The sequence below is a fragment of the Ancylobacter sp. GW821-FHT10E12 genome (genome assembly GCF_058809335.1).
In genome coordinates, this window is sequence record NZ_JBXASN010000002.1 from 16,317 (window position 1) to 35,688 (window position 19,372).

Annotated in this window: 15 protein-coding genes; 12 read left to right on the top strand and 3 right to left on the bottom strand. The window is 70.1% G+C overall.

Going from position 1 to position 19,372, the window contains the following annotated elements; genetic code table 11:
• The 12 genes from AC1RU4_RS02465 to AC1RU4_RS02520 all read left to right on the top strand — a co-directional run bounded on the left by AC1RU4_RS02465 (position 1) and on the right by AC1RU4_RS02520 (position 16,090).
• Positions 1-1,128, top strand: coding sequence for a UDP-N-acetylglucosamine--N-acetylmuramyl-(pentapeptide) pyrophosphoryl-undecaprenol N-acetylglucosamine transferase (locus AC1RU4_RS02465; protein ID WP_492889431.1), 1,128 nt, complete (start codon positions 1-3; stop codon positions 1,126-1,128).
• A 99-nt stretch (positions 1,129-1,227) separates the two neighbouring features.
• A complete protein-coding gene (gene murC, locus AC1RU4_RS02470; protein WP_492889432.1) occupies positions 1,228-2,625 on the top strand; it encodes a UDP-N-acetylmuramate--L-alanine ligase in 1,398 nt (465 codons plus the stop codon).
• Positions 2,622-3,575: a UDP-N-acetylmuramate dehydrogenase gene (gene murB / locus AC1RU4_RS02475; RefSeq protein ID WP_492889433.1), complete on the top strand. Its 954-nt coding sequence runs from the start codon at positions 2,622-2,624 to the stop codon at positions 3,573-3,575. The genes murC and murB overlap by 4 nt, the downstream gene beginning before the upstream one ends.
• 85 nt (positions 3,576-3,660) lie before the next feature.
• Entirely contained in the window at positions 3,661-4,581 is a 921-nt protein-coding gene (locus tag AC1RU4_RS02480) for a D-alanine--D-alanine ligase (protein WP_492889434.1), read from the top strand.
• Positions 4,582-4,658: 77 nt separating this feature from the next.
• The gene (locus AC1RU4_RS02485) at positions 4,659-5,564 is read left to right on the top strand and encodes a cell division protein FtsQ/DivIB (RefSeq protein WP_492889435.1); all 906 of its coding nucleotides are present in this window, start codon (positions 4,659-4,661) and stop codon (positions 5,562-5,564) included.
• Positions 5,561-6,898: a cell division protein FtsA gene (ftsA, locus tag AC1RU4_RS02490; RefSeq protein WP_492889436.1), complete on the top strand. Its 1,338-nt coding sequence runs from the start codon at positions 5,561-5,563 to the stop codon at positions 6,896-6,898. The genes AC1RU4_RS02485 and ftsA overlap by 4 nt, the downstream gene beginning before the upstream one ends.
• A gap of 88 nt (positions 6,899-6,986) precedes the next feature.
• The gene (gene ftsZ / locus AC1RU4_RS02495; protein WP_492889437.1) at positions 6,987-8,720 is read left to right on the top strand and encodes a cell division protein FtsZ; all 1,734 of its coding nucleotides are present in this window, start codon (positions 6,987-6,989) and stop codon (positions 8,718-8,720) included.
• Between the two features lie 314 nt (positions 8,721-9,034).
• Positions 9,035-9,976, top strand: a complete 942-nt coding sequence (gene lpxC / locus AC1RU4_RS02500; RefSeq protein WP_492889438.1) for a UDP-3-O-acyl-N-acetylglucosamine deacetylase — start codon at positions 9,035-9,037, stop codon at positions 9,974-9,976.
• 239 nt (positions 9,977-10,215) lie between these two features.
• Positions 10,216-11,091, top strand: a complete 876-nt coding sequence (locus AC1RU4_RS02505) for an outer membrane protein assembly factor BamD (RefSeq protein ID WP_492889439.1) — start codon at positions 10,216-10,218, stop codon at positions 11,089-11,091.
• A 142-nt stretch (positions 11,092-11,233) separates the two neighbouring features.
• Positions 11,234-12,913, top strand: a complete 1,680-nt coding sequence (recN, locus tag AC1RU4_RS02510; RefSeq protein WP_492889440.1) for a DNA repair protein RecN — start codon at positions 11,234-11,236, stop codon at positions 12,911-12,913.
• Positions 12,914-12,918: 5 nt separating this feature from the next.
• Positions 12,919-15,387 (top strand): NAD-dependent DNA ligase LigA, encoded by a 2,469-nt coding sequence (ligA, locus tag AC1RU4_RS02515; protein WP_492889441.1) that lies wholly within the window; start codon positions 12,919-12,921, stop codon positions 15,385-15,387.
• Positions 15,388-15,523: 136 nt separating this feature from the next.
• A complete protein-coding gene (locus tag AC1RU4_RS02520; protein ID WP_492889442.1) occupies positions 15,524-16,090 on the top strand; it encodes a cysteine hydrolase family protein in 567 nt (188 codons plus the stop codon).
• Positions 16,091-16,472: 382 nt separating this feature from the next.
• On the opposite strand, the gene AC1RU4_RS02525 is transcribed toward AC1RU4_RS02520, so the two are convergent.
• From AC1RU4_RS02525 to AC1RU4_RS02535, 3 genes are all read right to left on the bottom strand, one after another.
• Positions 16,473-16,625: a DUF3309 domain-containing protein gene (locus AC1RU4_RS02525; RefSeq protein ID WP_492889443.1), complete on the bottom strand. Its 153-nt coding sequence runs from the start codon at positions 16,623-16,625 to the stop codon at positions 16,473-16,475.
• Between the two features lie 187 nt (positions 16,626-16,812).
• Complete coding sequence (locus AC1RU4_RS02530) at positions 16,813-18,642, bottom strand: aminopeptidase P family protein (RefSeq protein WP_492889444.1); 1,830 nt, start codon at positions 18,640-18,642, stop codon at positions 16,813-16,815.
• Between the two features lie 38 nt (positions 18,643-18,680).
• On the bottom strand, positions 18,681-19,310 hold the full coding sequence (locus AC1RU4_RS02535; protein ID WP_492889445.1) for a LysE family translocator: 630 nt from the start codon (positions 19,308-19,310) through the stop codon (positions 18,681-18,683).
• Between the last annotated feature and the right edge of the window lie 62 nt (positions 19,311-19,372).

Genomic DNA, 19,372 nt, shown 5'->3' on the forward strand with positions numbered 1-19,372 from the left:
ATGGCAGCCAGGAACGATCCGCCCCACGATGTGCCCCTCGTGCTGATTGCCGCCGGTGGCACCGGCGGCCACCTGTTCCCGGCCGAGGCGCTGGCCGGGGCTCTGGCGCGGCGCGGCGTGGTGGTCGATCTCGCCACCGATGCCCGCGCCGCCCGCTATGCCGGCCAGTTCCCGGCGCGGCAGCTGCACGTCCTGCCCGCCGATACGCTGCGCGGGCGCTCGCCGCTGGCACTGGCCAGGACCGGCTGGGCGCTGGCGAGCGGACTGGTGAAGGGCTTCGCATTGATCCGGCGGCTGAAGCCGGCGGCGATCGTCGGCTTCGGCGGCTATCCCACCGTGCCGCCGCTGCTGGCCGGCGCGCTCGGCGGCCGTCCGACGCTGATCCACGAGGCCAACGGGGTGATGGGGCGGGCGAACCGCCTGCTGGCGCCGCGCGTCACCGCCATCGCGCTCGGCTATCCCGATGCGGTGGCGGGCGAGCCGGCGCTGGCCGCCAAGGCGCATCACACCGGCAATCCGGTGCGCCCGGCCGTGCAGGCCGCCGCCCGCGTGCCGTTCGAGGCGCCCGAGGCGGATGGCGAGTTCCGGCTGCTGGTGTTCGGCGGCAGCCAGGGCGCGCGGATCATGAGCGAGATCGTGCCGCCGGCGCTGGAGAAGCTCGCCCCGGCGCTGCGCGCGCGGCTGCACCTCGCCCAGCAATGCCGGTTAGAGGATATCGCCGCGGTGCGGGCGGCGTATGACCGCATCGGCGTCGCCGCCGAGCTGGCGCCGTTCTTCGACGATCTGCCGGCGCGCATGGCGACGGCGCATCTGGTGGTGGCGCGCTCGGGCGCCTCCACCGTCGCCGAGCTCGGGGTCATCGGCCGCGCCTCGGTGCTGGTGCCGCTGCCCGGCGCGCTCGACCAGGACCAGCTGGTCAACGCCACCTCGCTCGCCCGCGCCGGCGGGGCGCGGCTGATGCCGCAGGCCGAGTTCACCCCGGACAATTTCGCCGTCGCGCTCGCCCGGCTGATGGAGGACCCCGCCGCGCTCGGCGCCATGGCAGCGGCGGCGCACGGCCTCGGCCGCGCCGATGCCGACGAGCGTCTCGCCGAGCTCGTCCTGCGAATCGCCAAGATCGATGTGTAACGGGCGGGGCGGGATGACGGCGCCGGCCGTCTCGTCTAATCCTGCCCGCCCGCCGGAGGACACCCGTTCGTTCGTCCGGCTGCAGAGGATATCGCCCGCATGAAGCTTCCGCTCTCCCTCGGTCCCATCCATTTCGTCGGCATCGGCGGCATCGGCATGAGCGGCATCGCCGAGGTGCTGCACAATCTCGGCTACACGGTGCAGGGCTCCGACGTCGCCGAGAGCGCCAATGTGAAGCGCCTGGCCGAGAAGGGCATCGCGGTGCGCATCGGCCATGTCGCCGAGAATATCGACGGCGCCGAGGTGCTGGTGGTCTCCTCCGCCATCCGCCGCGACAATCCCGAGCTGGTCGCCGCCCGCGCCAAGCGCCTGCCGGTGGTGCGCCGGGCCGAGATGCTGGCCGAGCTGATGCGGCTGAAGAGCTGCGTCGCCATTGCCGGCACCCATGGCAAGACCACCACCACCTCGCTGGTCGCCACCCTGCTCGACGCAGCCGGCCGCGACCCGACGGTGATCAATGGCGGCATCATCAACGCCTATGGCACCAATGCCCGCCTCGGCGACGGCGAGTGGATGGTGGTGGAGGCCGACGAGAGCGACGGCACCTTCCTCAAGCTGCCGGCCGAGGTGGCGATCATCACCAATATCGACCCCGAGCATCTCGACCACTTCAAGACCTTCGATGCGGTGAAGGACGCCTTCCGCAGCTTCGTCGAGAACGTGCCGTTCTACGGCTTCGCGGTGATGTGCACCGACCATCCGGTGGTGCAGGCGCTGGTGGGGCGCGTCGAGGATCGGCGCATCATCACCTATGGCGAGAACCCGCAGGCCGACGTGCGCATCGTCGATGTCGACCTGCGCGGCGGGCGCTCGCGCTTCACCGTGCTGTTCCGCGACCGCGAGGGCGTGGCGGCGCACGAATTGCGCGACCTCGTGCTGCCCATGCCCGGCCGGCATAATGCGCTCAACGCCACCGCCGCCATCGCGGTGGCGCGCGAGCTGAAGGCGACCGACGAGCAGATCCGCAGCGCGCTGGCCGGCTTCGGCGGCGTCAAGCGGCGCTTCACCCGCACCGGCGAGGTGAACGGCGTCACCATCTTCGACGATTACGGCCATCACCCGGTGGAGATCGCCGCGGTGCTGCGGGCGGCGCGGGCATCGACCGACGGGCAGGTGATCGCGGTGGTGCAGCCGCACCGCTATACCCGCCTCCACTCGCTGTTCGACCAGTTCGCCACCTGCTTCAACGATGCCGACCACGTCATCGTCGCCGATGTCTATGCCGCCGGCGAGGCGCCCATCGAGGGCGCGGACCGCGACCATCTCGTCGAGGCGCTGCGCGCCCGCGGCCATCGCTCGGTGCAGCCGCTGGAAGGACCGGAGGCGCTGGCCGGGCTGGTGAAGGGGCTGGCGAAGCCGTCCGACTATGTCGTGTGCCTCGGCGCCGGCAACATCACCCAATGGGCCTATGCGCTGCCGGGGCAGCTGGAGGCATGAGCTCGCCTGAAGTTCCCTCGCCGGACATCGGCTTCCCCGACCTGACCGGCGAGCTTGCGGAGCTCATGCCGGGGCTGCGGGGGCGCCTGCTGGCCAATCAACCGCTGGCGCCCTTTACCTGGTTCCGGGTCGGTGGGCCGGCGCAGCTGCTGTTCACCCCGGCCGACGAGGACGACCTCGCCTATTTCCTCGGCCATCTGCCGGCCGACATTCCGGTGATGGTGATCGGCCTCGGCTCCAACCTCATCGTGCGCGACGGCGGGGTGCCGGGCGTCGTCATCCGGCTGGCGCGCGGCTTCAACGAGATCGCGGTCGAGGCCGGGCACCGGCTGCGCGCCGGCACCGCGGTGCCGGACGTGAAGGTGGCCCGCGCGGCGGCGGATGCCGGCATTGCCGGGCTCGCCTTCTTCCGCGGCATTCCCGGCGGCATCGGCGGCGCCCTGCGCATGAATGCCGGCGCCCATCACGGCGAGACCAGGGATCGGCTCATCGAGGCGCGGGCGGTCGACCGGCAGGGCAGGATCCACGTGCTGAGCAATGCCGATTTCGGCTTCAGCTACCGGCATTCCGACGCGCCGGCCGATTTCATCTTTACCGGCGCGCTGTTCCAGGGCCAGCCCGGCGATCCTGCCGACATCCTCGCCGAGATGGACCGAATCACCGCCGCGCGCGAGGCCTCGCAGCCGATTCGCGAGAAGACCGGCGGCTCGACCTTCAAGAACCCGCCCGGCCACAAGGCGTGGCAGCTCGTCGACGCGGCGGGCTGCCGCGGGCTCACCCTCGGCGGGGCGCAGGTGTCGCAGATGCACTGCAATTTCCTCATCAATGCCGGCGGCGCCAGCGCGGCCGATATCGAGGGGCTCGGCGAGGAAGTCCGCCGACGGGTGAAGGCCGGCTCGGGCATCGAGCTGGAATGGGAAATCAAGCGGATCGGCATTCCCGCCGATTGAAGCGCGGGCCTTCCGATCGGGCCGTTGCCGCCGGTCGGAAAGGCGGGCCGGACAGGATCCGGGACCGCCAGAAGGGAGTTGCCAGATGGCAAAGCATGTCGCCGTCCTCATGGGCGGCTGGTCGGCCGAACGCGAGGTGTCGCTGCGCTCGGGCGCGGCCTGCGCCAAGGCCGCCGAGAGCGTCGGCTACCGGGTCACCCGCGTCGATGTCGGGCGCGACATCGCCGAGGTGCTGGCGCGCCTGAAGCCCGACGTGGCGCTCAACGTGCTGCATGGCCGTCCGGGCGAGGACGGGGTGCTGCAGGGCGTGCTGGAGCTGCTGCAGGTCCCCTACACCCATTCCGGCGTGCTGGCCTCGGCGCTGGCGATGAACAAGGCGCAGGCCAAGGTCGCGCTGGCGGCGGCCGGCGTGCCGCTTGCCGAGGGCATGGTGGTGTCGCGATTCGCGGCGGCGAAGCAGCACGTCATGGAACGGCCCTATGTGCTGAAGCCGGTGTCGGAGGGTTCCTCGGTCGGGGTGTTCATCGTCACCGCCGAACACGAGCATCCGCCTCAGGAACTGACGCGCGGCGACTGGTCGCTCGGCGATGATTTGCTGGCGGAACGCTACATTCCGGGGCTCGAGCTCACCTGCGCGGTGATGGGCGAGGAGCCGCTCGGCGTCATCGAAATTCAATCCGACCTAAGGTTCTACGATTACGAGGCAAAATACGCCCCCGGCGGCTCTCGCCACATTCTGCCGGCCAGAATTTTACCGAATATTTACCAAAAGGTACGGATGCTGTCCCTCAAGGCGCACCGCGCGCTCGGCTGTCGGGGCATCAGCAGGTCGGACTTCAGATACGACGACCGGACCGGAGACGAATCCGGCCTGGTCTGTCTGGAGGTCAACACGCAGCCCGGAATGACCGAGACGTCGCTTGTGCCCGAACTAGCAGCCCATGCGGGTTTTTCGTTCGGTGAGCTTGTGAGATGGATGGTGGAGGACGCGTCGCTCGATCGCTGAACCCGGGGCGCAAGCCCGGGGGGAAAAGCACGGGCGGGGCCATAGCGGGGCAGGGGCGCGGCGGCAGGCCGAATCGCATGACGGTTTCCCCGTCGGATGCGGGCGGCGGACGCGTGCGCTTCGTGAACCGGGCGATCATCGGCGGCAAGCGGATGCTGGTCGGCCTGTCCGCGTCGCGGGCGATGACCTGCGGCGCCGGCACCTGGCTGGTGGCGGCGCTGTTCGCGGCGACCGGCGCCTATGGCCTGCAGCAGGGCGGCCACATGCCGGAGGCGATCGAGACGGTGCGCGACATGACCGACGCTGCCGCCAATCTCGCCGGCTTCAAGATTCGCAACATCAACCTGTCCGGCCAGAACCACGTCACCCCCGGCGACATCCTCGCCACCGCCGGCGTCAAGCCGACCTCCTCGCTGCTGATGCTCGATGCCGAGGCGGCGCGGATGCGGCTCGAGGAACTGGCCTGGATCAAGCGCGCAACGGTGCAGAAGCTCTATCCCGACCGCCTCGACATCCAGGTGGTGGAACGCGAGGGCTTCGCCCTCTGGCAGAAGGACGGCAAGATCAACGTCATCGCCCGCGACGGCACCGTCATCGCCCCGTATTCCGACGACCCGCGCTACATCCGCCTGCCGATCGTCGTCGGCGACGGGGCGCAGAACCACGTCACCGAGATCGTCGAGGCGCTCAGCCTGGTGCCGGGCGTGCGTGACAAGGTGCGCGCGGCGATTCGCGTCGCCGACCGCCGCTGGACGCTGAAGATGCGCAACGGCATCGACGTGCGCCTGCCGGAAAAGGGCATGGCCGACGCGCTGCAGAACCTCGCGGTGCTCGATCGCGACAAGCAGCTGCTCACCCGCGACGTGACCGTGATCGACCTGCGCCTGGCCGACCGCGTGTCGGTGCGCCTGTCCGACGCCGCCTATGAGGCGCGCCAGGCGGATATCAAGGCCAAGACTCCCAAGAAGGCGGGCAACACATGAGGTCGCGCGCTCCGTTCGAGATCGCCCCGAAGATGCGGCCGCTGCCGCCGCGCCGCTCCGGCGTGGTGGGGGTGCTGGAGGTCGGCACCTCCAAGATCGTCTGCCTGATCGCCCGGCTGAAGCCGCGCGACGCCTCGATGAGCCTGCGCCGCCGCACCCACGCCATCGAGGTGCTGGGCGTCGGCCATACCAGCGCGCACGGCATCAAGGGCGGCACCGTCGCCGACATGGAGCGCGCCGAGCATGCCATCCGCCGGGCGGTGGACGCCGCCGAGCGCATGGCCGGCGCGCAGATCGCCTCGGTCATCGTCTCCATGGCCGGCGGGCGGCTCGCCTCCGAGCATTTCAACGCCGAGGTCGACCTGCCGGAGCCGGCGGTCGCCGAGGGCGACATCCGCCGGGTGCTCGACGCCGCCTCGACCTTCGCGGTCGGCGACGGCCGCGCCATCCTGCACGCGCTGCCGGTGAGCTACGCGCTCGACGGCGTCGGCGGCATCGCCGAGCCGCGCGGCATGCTCGGCCGGCGCCTCGGCGTCGACCTGCACGTGGTCTCCGCCGAGGCCTCGGCGGTGCGCAACCTGCTGCTCTGCGTCGAGCGCTGCCATCTCGGCGTCGAGGCGATGGTCGCCGCGCCCTATGCGGCGGCGCTGTCGACCCTGGCCGACGACGAGGCCGAGCTCGGCACCACGCTGATCGATTTCGGCGCCGGCACCACCACCGTCGCCGTGGTGGTGAACGGCCATTGCGTGCATGTCGACGGCATCGCCGTCGGCGGCCAGCACATCACCAACGACGTGGCGCGCGGCCTGTCCACCCGCCTCGCCGATGCCGAGCGGCTGAAGAGCCTGCATGGCGGGGTGATGGCGGTGGGCGCCGACGAGCGCGAGATGCTCACCGTGCCGGCGATCTCCGAGGACCAGCGCGACCTGCCGCGCACGGTGCCGAAGTCGCGGCTGCTGCACATCATCCGGCCGCGGGTGGAGGAGATCGTCGAGTTGATCCGCGACCGGCTGATCGCCTCCGGCCACGCCGCCGATGCCGGTCGCCGCATCGTGCTGACCGGCGGCGCCAGCCAGCTTACCGGCCATGCCGAGCTGGTGGGCAAGATCCTCGGGCCGCAGGTCGGCTCGCTGGTGCGGGTCGGCCGTCCGCTCGGCATCTCGCGGCTGCCGGAGGCGGTGCGGGGGGCTCCCTTCGCGGTTGCCGCCGGCCTCCTCGTCTATCCGCAGGTGGCGGGTCTCGAGCATTTCGAGGCGCGTCGCCGGCGCGTCTCCCATGCGGAGGCCGACGGGTATTTCTCCCGCGTCGGCCACTGGCTCCGGGAGGCTTTCTGAAAATGGTTCATCAAATCCGCGCCGGCGGAACCGGCACCACAGTGATCGAGACGGGACGCGTGCCCGCCGGCGTTAGGGGACACAAGCAATGACCATCAATCTCCAGGTGCCTGACATGCGCGAGCTGCGCCCCCGGATCACCGTCTTCGGCGTCGGCGGCGCCGGCGGCAACGCCGTCAACAACATGATCACCGCGGGCCTGTCGGGCGTGGATTTCGTGGTGGCCAATACCGACGCGCAGGCACTGTCCCTGTCCAAGGCCGAGCGCATCGTGCAGATGGGCGTGGCGGTCACCGAGGGCCTCGGCGCCGGCTCGCAGCCGGAAGTCGGCCGCGCCGCCGCCGAGGAGGCGCTGGACGAGATCCGCGACCACCTTGCCGGCGCACACATGGTGTTCATCACCGCCGGCATGGGCGGCGGCACCGGCACCGGCGCCGCTCCGGTCATCGCCCGCGCCGCCCGCGAGCTCGGCATCCTGACCGTCGGCGTCGTCACCAAGCCCTTCCACTTCGAGGGCCAGCGCCGCATGCGCATCGGCGAGATGGGCATCGCCGAGCTGCAGAAGGGCGTCGACACCCTCATCGTCATCCCGAACCAGAACCTGTTCCGGGTCGCCAACGAGAAGACCACCTTCGCCGACGCCTTCGCGATGGCGGACCAGGTGCTGTATTCGGGCGTCGCCTGCATCACCGACCTGATGGTGAAGGAAGGCCTGATCAATCTCGACTTCGCCGACGTCCGCGCCGTGATGCGCGAGATGGGCAAGGCGATGATGGGCACCGGCGAGGCCTCCGGCGAGAAGCGCGCCCTGCACGCCGCCGAGGCGGCGATCGCCAACCCGCTGCTCGACGAAGTGTCGATGCGCGGCGCCCGCGGCCTGCTGATCTCGATCACCGGTGGCAAGGACCTCACCCTGTTCGAGGTCGACGAGGCGGCGACCCGCATCCGCGAGGAAGTCGATCCCGACGCCAACATCATCCTCGGCGCCACCTTCGACGACACGCTGGACGGCCTCATCCGGGTGTCGGTGGTGGCGACCGGGATCGACCCGGCGGTCATCCCGGAGCAGATCCCGCACAGCTTCTCCAACCTCGCCGATATCGGCGGGCGCCGCATGTCCAATGCCGGCCGCGCCGCCGTGGAGGCGCGCCGCGACGCCGCCCTGCGCTCGGTCGCCTCCGCGCTGACCGAAGAGCCGGCCTACGAGCCCGCCTTCGCCGCGCAGAGCGCCGGCGAGCACGTCTATGCCGCCGAGACCGCCTATGCGCCGCAGGCGCAGATGCCGGCCGCCGCCATCGACGACGTCACCATCCGCCCGCTGCCGCCCAAGCCGCAGCTCTATGTCGAGCAGGAGCAGCCGCAGCCGGCGCCGTACGACTATCAGGACGAGCCGATCGAGCCGTTCATCCCGCCGCAGGCCGAGCGCCCCGAGCCGCGCATGCCCCGCATGCCGCGCGTCGAGGAACTGCCGATGCCGGCGCAGAACCAGATCCGCGCGGCCCGCGGCGAGCCGACCGAGCACCAGCATGCCGAGAAGAAGCGCATGACGCTGCTCCAGCGCCTCGCCAATGTCGGCCTCGGCCGTCGCGACGACGAGGAAGAGGTGGACCCGCCGGCGGACATGCGCCCGATGGTGCGCCGCGCGCCGCAGCAGCCCGCCCATGCCGAGGAGCGCGCGCTCGCCGAGCGTCGTCCCGAGGCGTCCGAATTCGCCAAGCGCCCGGCCCAGCGTCCGCTCGACGCCCATGGCCGGCCGCAGGCGGCGCGCCCGGCCGAGGACGACCACCTCGACATCCCGGCCTTCCTGCGCCGTCAGGGCTGAGGGCGGCGGCGGTACCGCGCTCCCGCGAGGGGCGTGTTAAGAAAGTCTTAACGCAGTGCAGCGCCCGGACCGCAAGGTTCGGGCGCTTTCCTTTGATTTTAAGGCTTTATTTCCCATCCCGGGTGTATTGCAGGACGGTAACAGACGGTAAGCAAGCGTGATTTGGCATGCGCCGGGGTGCTGACTATCGTGCAATCAACAACAGGCCGCCGGGGAGATTCGCGTCTCGGCAAAAAACACTGGCGGCGGATTGTGTCTGTATCGGGGAAGTAAGGGGAAAGCGCGACGCCTCTGACGCGCTTTTGGGATTGCGAATGAATGCAGTAAGTCAAACCACTCTTGCCGATCGCGTCGCCTTCACCGGCGTCGGCGTCCATTCCGGCAAGACGGCGCGTATGACCATTGCCCCCGCCTCGGCCGACACCGGCATCGTTTTCTACCGCTCCGACAGTTCCCAGTCCGTGCGCGCCTCCCATGGCGCGGTGCGCGGCAGCGATCTCGCCACCGTGCTGCGCGACGAGGAAGGCCCGGCAGTTTCCACCGTCGAGCACCTGCTCGCCTGTTTCGCCGGCCTCGGCATCGACAACGCCACCGTCGAGATCGACGGGCCGGAGGTTCCGATCCTCGACGGCAGCGCCGACCTCTTCGTCACCGCCATCGACCATGCCGGCATCGTCGAGACCGGCCACGCCCGCCGCTATCTCAAGGTTCTCAAAACCATCCGGGTCGAGACCGAGAACGGCTTCGGCGAGCTGTCCCCCTATGACATGGGCTTCCGGCTCGAGGTCGAGATCGAGTTCGACCACGCCGCCATCGGCCGCCAGCGCTACGCCGCGACCGTGTCGCCGGAAGTGTTCCGCAAGGACCTTGCGCCGGCCCGCACCTTCGGCTTCCTCAGCGACGTGAACCGCCTGTGGCAGGCCGGCTATGCGCTCGGCGCCTCGCTCGACAACACGATCTGCGTCGGCGAGGACGGGGTGGTGAATGAGAACGGGCTGCGCTGGTCCGACGAGTTCGTCCGTCACAAGGCGCTCGACGCCCTCGGCGATCTCGCCCTCGGCGGCATGCCGCTGATGGCCCGCTACCGCTCCTATCGCGGCGGCCACAAGTTGAATTTCGCCGTGGTCGACGCGCTTCTCGCCGACCGTTCGGCCTATGAGATCGTCGAGGCCCGCCTGCCCAGCCGTCGCGCCCTGCGCGGCACCGCCGGGTTCGGCGTCGCGGTGGCGGTGCCGGCCTACGCGCCGGAGCTCTGAGGGATTGCCTGCCCGCGCGGGATTGCCGCTGGCGCGGGGACCCTGTGGCGGTGCGCCGTGCCCTGCCTGCCGAACTTCCTCTCCTTTCGTCACGCCGCTTATCCCCGGCATATTGCCCCTGGCATCCCAGTCGCCATAATCCGGTCGGAAAGCCGCTATAGCGGCTAGTCAGGGAATTTGGGTGCCGGGCAGCGGCCGTGGCAGGGAGCGCTGGCTCCGGATCGGGATCGAAACCTGTGATGCGTCTTCTCCATCTCGCCGGTCGCAATTCGCCGGCGCCGCGAATTGCCTGCGCCGCCCGCCTCTTCGCGCTGGCCCTTGCCGCCCTGCCGATGGCCGGCTGCGCCGGTCTCTTCGACACCAAGGAAGAAGAGCTGGTCATTCCCGACGTGCCGGCCGAGCAGCGCTACAATGAAGGCCTGACCCTCCTGCAGAAGGAGGATTACAACGAGGCGCTGAAGCGCTTCGAGGACGTCGACCGCCAGCACCCCTATTCGGACTGGGCGCGCAAGGCGATGCTGATGATCGCCTATATCAACTACTCGCAGGGCAATTATGACGAGTGTATCGGCGCCGCCAAGCGCTACCTCGCCCTGCATCCCGGCGCGGCCGACGCCGCCTATGCGCAATATCTGGTCGCGGCTTCCAATTTCGATCTCATTCCCGACATTTCCCGCGACCAGACCCGCACCCAGCGCGCGATGGATTCGCTGGACGAGGTGATCCGCAAATATCCCGACACGGAATATGCGGTCAGCGCCAAGAAGAAGCTCGAGGTCGCGCGCGACCAACTCGCCGGCAAGGAGATGATGATCGGGCGCTATTATCTCGAGCAGCGCAACTATGCCGGCGCCATCAACCGGTTCAAGGTCGTCGTCACCCGCTACCAGACCACCCGCCATGTCGAGGAGGCGCTGTATCGCCTGACCGAGGCCTATATGGCGCTGGGCGTGGTGAACGAGGCGCAGACCTCGGCGGCGGTGCTGGGCTATAATTTCCCGGAAAGCAGCTGGTACAAGGACGCGTTCAAGCTGGTGCAGTCGCGCGGCGTCAGCCCGCAGATGAACGACCAGTCCTGGATCGCCAAGGCGTTCCAGGGCTTCAAGCTCGGCTGAGCCGGCCGCGCGTGCCGTCTCCCGGCGGCACGTTTTCGGGCGGCATCCTCGTCGGGCCGCGTGAAGCGGGCGCGAAAATGCTCTAGAACCAACCGGGCGCCGGCGGCAGACCCGCCTGCAGGATTCGCTTCGGAGCTGACGCATGCTGGCCGCCCTGGCGATCAGGGACATCGTTCTCATCGAGCGGCTCGACCTCGCCTTCGAGCCCGGTCTCACCGTGCTCACCGGCGAGACCGGTGCCGGCAAGTCCATCCTGCTCGACGCCTTCACCCTTGCGCTCGGCGGGCGCGGCGACGGCTCGCTGGTGCGCCAGGGCGCCGGCCAGGGGCAGGTGACGGCGGAATTCGACCTTCCCCTCGACCATCCGGCGCGGGCGATACTGACGGAGGCGGGGATCGCCGACGAGGGCGCGCTGGTGCTGCGCCGCATCCAGCACGCCGACGGGCGCACGCGGGCCTTCGTCAACGACCAGTCGGTGAGCGCGCAGATGCTGCGGGCGCTCGGGCGCGGCCTCGTCGAGATCCACGGCCAGCATGACGACCGGGCGCTGGTCGACCCCTCTTCGCACCGCCTGCTGCTCGATGCCTTTGGCGGGCTTAACGTTTTCGCGGCGGAGGTTGGCGTGCTGTGGCGGCGCTGGCGCGCGTTCACGGAGGAGCTGCGCGCCGAGCAGGCCCGGCTCGACGAGGCCGCGCGCGAGGCCGATTTCCTCCGCCACGCGGCCGAGGAGCTTGCCGCGCTGGGTCCGGAACCCGGCGAGGAGGAGCGGCTCGCCACCCGTCGCTCGGAGATGATGCGCTACGAGAAGATCGCGTCCGACCTCTCGGAGGCGCAGGAGGCCGTCGGCGGGGCCGGCTCGCCGGTGCCGGCGCTGGCCGCCGCCGTGCGCCGGCTGGAGCGGCGGGCGGGCGAGGCGGAAGCGTTGGTGCGCCCGGCGGTGGAGGCCATCGACCAGGCGCTCAACGCGCTGGAACTGGCGCGCACGCTGCTGGATGCCGCCCTGGAGGCGGCGGATTTCGACCCGCACGAGCTGGAGCGGATCGAGGAGCGGCTGTTCGCCCTGCGCGCCGCCGGCCGCAAATATAGCTGTCGCGTCGACGACCTGCCGCAGATCGCGGCGCGGTTCGCCGACAAGCTGGACGCCCTCGACCATGGCGCGCAGGCGCTCCTCGTGCTGCGGGCGCGGGCCACCGAGGCGGAGGCGGCCTATCGCGCCGCCGCCCGCGACCTCTCGGAAAGGCGCCACCGCGCCGCCGCCGATCTCGACGCGGCGGTGAATGCCGAGCTGCCGCCGCTGAAGCTGGAGCGGGCGCAATTCACCACCGATATTCAGACCGATGAGGTGTATGGTCAGGCCGACGGCTACGACCGGGTCGAGTTCTGGGTGCGCACCAATCCCGGCACCCGTCCCGGCCCGATGATGAAGGTGGCGTCGGGCGGCGAGCTCGCCCGCTTCCTGCTCGCCCTCAAGGTGGTGCTGGCCGACAAGGGCTCGGCGCCGACGCTGGTGTTCGACGAGATCGACACCGGGGTGGGCGGCGCGGTGGCGGATGCCATCGGCGCCCGGCTCGCCCGGCTCGGGGCGAAGGCACAGGTGATCGCGGTCACCCATGCGCCGCAGGTGGCGGCCCGCGCGGCCAACCATTACCGCATCGCCAAGGAGATGACCGCCGAGCGCGACCGCGTCGCCACCCATGTCGCCCCGCTCGCCCCCGACCACCGGCGCGAGGAGATCGCCCGCATGCTTTCCGGCGCCGAGATCACCTCGGAGGCCCGCGCCGCCGCCGAGCGGCTGCTGAAAAGCGCCGAATCCGTTAAATAGCCTGCATGACCCCACGCGCCTCCGATATCGACGTCGACAAGCTGACCGCCGACGAGGCGGCCAGGGAACATGCACGGCTCGGCGAGGAGATCGCCGGCCATGACAGGCGCTATTATCAGGACGACGCCCCCAGCGTCTCCGATGCCGATTACGACGCGCTGCGCCGCCGCTATGACGCCATCGAGGCGGCCTTTCCCGAGCTGAAAGGCATTGACAGCCTGTCGGAGAAGGTTGGCACCGCGCCGTCGTCGAAATTCGCCAAGATCCGGCACAAGGTGCCGATGCTCTCGCTCGGCAATGCCTTCGCCGACGAGGATGTCGAGGAATTCGTCGCCCGCATCCGCCGCTTCCTCAATCTCGCCGCCGATGCCGACCTCGTCCTGACCGCCGAGCCGAAGATCGACGGCCTGTCCTGCTCGCTGCGCTACGAGAAGGGCGTGCTCAGGCAGGCCGCCACCCGCGGCGACGGCTCCGAGGGCGAGGATGTCACCGCCAATGTGCGCACCATCGGGGAAATCCCCGAGCGGCTCGAAGGCCGCGACATGTTCGAGATCCCCGAGGTGTTCGAGGTGCGCGGCGAGGTCTATATGGGCCATGCCGACTTCGCGGCGCTGAACGCGCGCCAGCAGGAGGCGGGCAAGCCGCTGTTCGCCAATCCGCGCAACGCCGCGGCCGGCAGCCTGCGCCAGCTCGACCCGAAGATCACCGCCAGCCGGCCGCTGCGCTTCTTCGCCTATGCCTGGGGCGAGGTGACGCCGGGCGGCCTGCCGGCCGACACGCAGTTCGGCGTGATCGAGGCGTTCGCACGCTGGGGGCTGCCGACCAACAAGCTGACCGTGCGCTGCCATTCGGCGGAGGAACTGCTGGCGCATTACCGCATGATTGGGGAGAGGCGGGCCACCCTCGGCTATGACATAGACGGCGTGGTCTACAAGGTAGACCGGCTCGACTATCAGGCGGAGCTCGGTTTCGTCTCGCGTGCGCCGCGCTGGGCGATCGCGCATAAATTCCCGGCGCAGAAGGCGGTGACGCAGCTTCTCGACATCGAGATTCAGGTCGGGCGCACCGGCGCGCTCACCCCGGTCGCCCGCCTCGCGCCCATCACCGTGGGCGGTGTCGTCGTGTCGAACGCCACGCTGCACAACGAAGATTACATTGCCGGCATCGGCAGCGACGGAATGCCGATCCGCGGCGCGGTCGACAACAGACCGGTCGACATCCGCATCGGCGATTTCGTCACCATCCAGCGGGCCGGCGACGTCATCCCGCAGGTGGTCGACGTGCTCATCGAGAAGCGGCCGCCGGAGGCGGTGCGCTACGTATTTCCGCATCTGTGCCCGGCCTGCGGCTCGCATGCGGTGCGCGAGGAGGGCGAATCGGTGCGCCGCTGCACCGGCGGCCTGATCTGCCCGGCGCAGGCGGTGGAGCGCATCCGCCATTTCGTTGCCCGCGACGCCCTCGACATCGAGGGGCTCGGCGATGAGAACGTGCAGACGCTGTTCGATGCCGGGCTGTTGCGCACGCCGGCCGACATCTTCCGGCTGCATGCGCGCGGCGAGGAGGTGCGCAAGGCCTTCCTCGCCCAGCGCGAGGAACGCGCCCGCCAGCGCGAGATCGAGAGCGGGCAGGCGCGCAAAAAGGTGCTCAGCGAGGAGGAGCGGCAGTTCCTCGGCGTCGACAAGCTGTTCGCCTCGATCGACGAGCGCCGCGAGGTGCCGTTGGCGCGCTTCGTCTACGGGCTCGGCATTCGCCATGTCGGCGAGGTGACGGCCAAGGCGCTCGCCAAGACCTATCGCAGCGTGGAAGCCCTGCGCGCGGCGCTGGAGGGGGCGCTGCCGGGGCGGCCGGGCGAGGCGTGGATACGGCTGCTCGCCGTGCCGTCGGTCGGCCATAAACGGGCAGAGGCCGTTGCGCTCGCGACGGCGGATCTGGATCCGGCGGCCGCGCCCGAGGCGGCGGTGCGCGAGGTGTTCACGCGCGCGGCGCTCAATGCGCGCCAGCGCGTGGCGATCCGCGAGACCTACGGGCTTGAGGCCGACATCCTCACTGCCCTCGACGAGGCACGCCGACAGATGCCGGGCGAGGATTTCCTCGCCCTCGCCGCCGTGCCGGATGTCGGCGAGGTGGCGGCGACCTCGCTGTGCGAGTTCTACGCCGAGGAGCATAATCGCCGCCTGCTGGACGAATTGCTGGCCGAGGTGACGGTGGCGCCCCCCGAGGACGTGCCGTCCACTGCGGCTAGCGCCGTGGCCGGCAAGACGGTGGTCTTCACCGGGGCGCTGGAGAAGATGACCCGCGACGAGGCCAAGGCGATGGCCGAGCGGCTCGGCGCCAAGGTAGCCGGCTCGGTGTCGAAGAAGACCGATTACGTGGTGGCCGGCGCCGATGCCGGCTCCAAGCTCGCCAAGGCGCGCGACCTCGGCGTCGCGGTGCTCACCGAGGACGAGTGGCTGGCGCTGGCTGCGGCCGGCTGACGGTGCAGCCCTCGCCGGCCGACAAGGGGCATGGCGGCAAGGGGCATGGCGGCAAGAGGCGAGGCGGCAAAGAGGCAAAGAGGCAAGGCGCTTCCGTCGCGCCGCCTGACGATAGGCGATCATCCTGGAGTTTCCCGTGACCGACACCGCGCTTCTCATCATCGATCTGCAGAACGATTATTTTCCCGCCGGCAAATATCCGCTGGTCGGCACCGAGGCGGCGGCGCGGCAGGCGGCCGGGCTTCTCGACGCAGCCCGTCGGAACGGAGTTGCGGTGGTACATGTCCGTCACGAAGACCCGTCCCCGGACGCCTCCTTCTTCGGCAGCGGTACCGAAGGGGCGGACATCCACGCATCGGTAAGCCCGCAGGCGGGCGAGCCGGTGGTGGTGAAGCAGGACGTCAACGCCTTCCTGCACACCGATCTCGACGCGGTGCTGAAGCGTCACGGCGCCGCGAAGCTGGTGATCGTCGGGGCGATGAGCCACATGTGCGTCGACGCGGCGACGCGGGCGGCGCTGGATCTCGGCTACGAGGTCACGCTGGCGCATGACGCCGCCGCCACGCGGGACCTGTCCTTCGGCGGCACCGAGGTGCCGGCCGCCAGCGTGCAGGCGACGATGATGGCGGCGCTGGAATTCGCCGGCGCCACCCTGAAGACCGCCGCCGCCGTCGCCGACGAGTGGGATCGCCAGAACCTCTGAGGAAGGGCGCGGGATTCAACGGCCGGAGCGGGGCCGCCCGCAAGCCTCATCCGGTTTTGCGTATCGGGGCCTAGTGGCGCCAAAGCCTCGGCCGTCACACCTCGGCCGCCACGCCTGCCAAGTCTCAACGCTGCCGTGCTGGAATGACGACGGGCGCCCAGCCGGGGGAGCTGGACGCCCGTCAGCGGCGCTTGAGCCGCGTGCTTCCACCTTGCGGGGGCGGGGTGGAGGCAACCGGCTCCCAAACCCGGCACCAGGCCGGCGGCGCGCGGATCGACGACTGCAGCCTTTCCGGTGAATCCGGTTCACCGGAAAGGCTGCAGATCATCGTGTTGACGCGTTTTCCTCACGCGAACCGGTTTCCACTTCGGTAGAAAACGCTCTAGACGCGGCCGGTAAGCATCATCACGATCAGGATGACGACCAGGATTGTGACAAGCCCGCTCGGGCCGTAACCCCAACTGCGGCTGTAACCCCAGCTCGGCAGCGCGCCCACCAGGATCAGAATCAGGATAACGAGAAGAATAGTGGTCATGCTGGCGTCTCCATGCGTCCCGTAGACTTGGGTTACGAGGAGAACGCCGGGCCGGTGCGATGGTTCCATTCAACCGTCGAGCGGCATCCGCTGCGATGATGGTCGCGAATTCACGGCGAATAATGCTGCGGCGCAGGAGGTCTTGCGTGCGGTGCGGCTCGCCACCCAGCGGCCTATGCCGGCGGCCTCAGCCCTGAAGCGGCGCTGTGGCCTGGATCAGCCAGTCGGCGACCTCGCCCTCCACCAGCGGGCCGATCACCTCGCGCACGCGGGCATGGTAGTCGTCCAGCCAGGCGATCTCCTCGTCGGTCATCAGCACGGCGTCGATCAGCCGTGCGTCGAACGGGGCGAAGGTGATGGTCTCGAAGGCGAACAGCTCGCGCTCGCCGCCGGGCGGCATCGGCTCCGGGCGCACCACGATCAGGTTTTCCAGCCTTATGCCGTAGGCGCCCTGCTTGTAGAAGCCCGGCTCGTCGGACAGCACCATGCCGGCTTCCAGCGGCACGGTGCCGAGCTTGGAGATGCGCGCCGGCCCCTCGTGCACCGAGAGATAGGCGCCGACGCCGTGGCCGGTGCCGTGGTCGAAATCGAGCCCGGCCGCCCACAGGAACTGGCGGGCGAAAGGATCGAGCTGGGCGCCGGAGGTGCCTTTCGGGAACACGGCGCGGGCGACCGCGATGTGGCCCTTGAGCACGCGGGTATAGCGGTCGCGCATCTCGTCGCCGGGCGTGCCGACCGGCAGGGTGCGGGTGACGTCGGTGGTGCCGTCCTCGTACTGGCCGCCGGAATCGATGACGAACAATTCGCCCTCGCCGAGGCGGCGGTTGCTGGCGGCGCTCACCCGGTAATGCGGCAGCGCGCCGTTGGGGCCGGCGCCGGCGATGCTGGGGAAGGACAGGTCCTTCAGCAGCCCGGTCTCGCGGCGGAACGTCTCCAGCGCGCAGACCACGTCGATCTCGGTCAATTCGCCCTTCGGCGCTTCGGCGTCGAACCAGGCGAGGAAGCGGGTGAGCGCCGCGCCGTCGCGGATATGGGCGGCGCGCATGCCGGCGAGCTCGGCCTCGTTCTTGGCCGCCTGCATCAGGGCGACCGGGCTCGGCCCGCGCGAGACCCGCCCGCCGGCGGCCTCGATGCGGGCGGCGAGCAGCGCCGGGGCGGTCGCCTGGTCGAGCCGCACGGTGGCGTCTTTGGCGACGAGCTCGAGCGCACGCTCCAGCAGCACCGGCTCGGCGATCTCGGCATGCCGGGCGAGGGCGTCGCGCACGGCGTTGGAGAGCTTGCGGGCGTCGACGAACAGCGTCGGGCGGCCCTCGCGCGGCACGATCGCCCAGGCGAGCGGCAGCGGCGTGAAGCCGACATCGCCGCCGCGTATGTTGAAGGTCCAGGCCACCGCATGCGGATCGGAGAGCACGGTGGCGTCGAGCTTTTCCGCCCCGAGCTTCTCGCGGATGCGCGCGAGCTTGGAGGCGGTGTCCTCGCCGGCCAGCGCGGCGTCGCGCAGCAGCACCGGCGCGGTGGGAGCGGCGGGGCGGTCGGCCCAGACGGCGTCGATCGGGTTGCCGTCGACCGCCACCAGCACGGCGTCGGCGGCGGCCGCCGCCTTGCGCAGCCGGTCGAGGCTGTCGACGGTGATCAGCCACGGGTCGTAGCCGAGGCGGGCGCCGGCCGGCAGATGCGCCTCCAGCCACTTCTCCGGACTAGTCTCGGCCAGCGGCACCACGGTGTAGGAGCCGGGATCGGCCTGCGCCGCCGCCTGCAGCGTGTAGCGCCCGTCGACCACCAGCGCCGCCTCGTCGCGCAGCACCAGCGCGATGCCGGCCGAGCCGGTGAAGCCGGTGAGCCAGGCGAGCCGCTCGTCGCAGGGCGGAACATATTCGTTCTGGTGCGCATCCGCGCGGGGCACGACGAGCCCGTCCAATCCGCGCCGGTCGAGCTCGGCACGCAGCAGGGCGAGATGGACGGCACCGCGCTCGGGTGCCGCCGCATCGGCGAAGGACTGGAATTTCGATTCGAACATGAAGGCACTCGTCAGGGGTACGGCACGCGCCGGGAAGGTCAGGCGCGTGCGCTCATGGAGCGGCCGGCGTCCCACAGCGACTTGGCGCCGAAGGCGATGAACATCACGCCCACGAGCCGGGTGATGAGGGTGCCGTGGCGCGTGAACATGCGCCGCACCGGGGCAAGGCCGGCGGCCCATATCAGCACGAGGTCGGCGGCGATGAAGCCGATGAACGCCGCCGCCATCAGCACGGGCGCGTCCGACCACGACAGGCTGCCGGCATAGCTGGCGGTCAGCGCCGTGAACATGGCCACCGATACCGGATAGGCCTTGGGATTGGTGAGCCCGAACAGCACGCCGGTGATGAGCGGCCGCCCGGCGCCGATCGGCGCTCCCGCGCTGCCCCTCGAGGTCAGCGCCTTGAAGCCCAGCCAGCACAGATAGAGGCCGCAGGCGATGCCGAGCAGGTCGAACAGCGTCGGCCCGAGCTGGTTGACGCCGATGATGGCGGCGAAGGCCAACGTTCCCCAGAACAGATCGCCGATGAGGTGGCCGCTGACGAAGCGCGCCCCGGCGCCGCGCCCCTGCGCGGCCGACAGCGAGAACAGCGCCAGGAAGGCCGGGCCGGGCAGCAGGACGTAGAGCGCGCCGGCCAGCGCGGTCATCGTGAAGAGTCCGTAGGACATATTTGGAGAACCGGCTGGACGAAATGGAACGATTGAGCCAGCATCGGCCCGATCCCTCGGTA

Bases quoted from the DNA above. Each gene is read 5' to 3' on its own strand.
- AC1RU4_RS02465 (WP_492889431.1), top strand. From the start codon at position 1: ATGGCAGCCAGGAACGATCCGCCCCACGATGTGCCCCTCGTGCTGATT.
- murC (WP_492889432.1), top strand. From the start codon at position 1,228: ATGAAGCTTCCGCTCTCCCTCGGTCCCATCCATTTCGTCGGCATCGGC.
- murB (WP_492889433.1), top strand. From the start codon at position 2,622: ATGAGCTCGCCTGAAGTTCCCTCGCCGGACATCGGCTTCCCCGACCTG.
- AC1RU4_RS02480 (WP_492889434.1), top strand. From the start codon at position 3,661: ATGGCAAAGCATGTCGCCGTCCTCATGGGCGGCTGGTCGGCCGAACGC.
- AC1RU4_RS02485 (WP_492889435.1), top strand. From the start codon at position 4,659: ATGACGGTTTCCCCGTCGGATGCGGGCGGCGGACGCGTGCGCTTCGTG.
- ftsA (WP_492889436.1), top strand. From the start codon at position 5,561: ATGAGGTCGCGCGCTCCGTTCGAGATCGCCCCGAAGATGCGGCCGCTG.
- ftsZ (WP_492889437.1), top strand. From the start codon at position 6,987: ATGACCATCAATCTCCAGGTGCCTGACATGCGCGAGCTGCGCCCCCGG.
- lpxC (WP_492889438.1), top strand. From the start codon at position 9,035: ATGAATGCAGTAAGTCAAACCACTCTTGCCGATCGCGTCGCCTTCACC.
- AC1RU4_RS02505 (WP_492889439.1), top strand. From the start codon at position 10,216: ATGCGTCTTCTCCATCTCGCCGGTCGCAATTCGCCGGCGCCGCGAATT.
- recN (WP_492889440.1), top strand. From the start codon at position 11,234: ATGCTGGCCGCCCTGGCGATCAGGGACATCGTTCTCATCGAGCGGCTC.
- ligA (WP_492889441.1), top strand. From the start codon at position 12,919: ATGACCCCACGCGCCTCCGATATCGACGTCGACAAGCTGACCGCCGAC.
- AC1RU4_RS02525 (WP_492889443.1), bottom strand. From the start codon at position 16,625: ATGACCACTATTCTTCTCGTTATCCTGATTCTGATCCTGGTGGGCGCG.
- AC1RU4_RS02530 (WP_492889444.1), bottom strand. From the start codon at position 18,642: ATGTTCGAATCGAAATTCCAGTCCTTCGCCGATGCGGCGGCACCCGAG.
- AC1RU4_RS02535 (WP_492889445.1), bottom strand. From the start codon at position 19,310: ATGTCCTACGGACTCTTCACGATGACCGCGCTGGCCGGCGCGCTCTAC.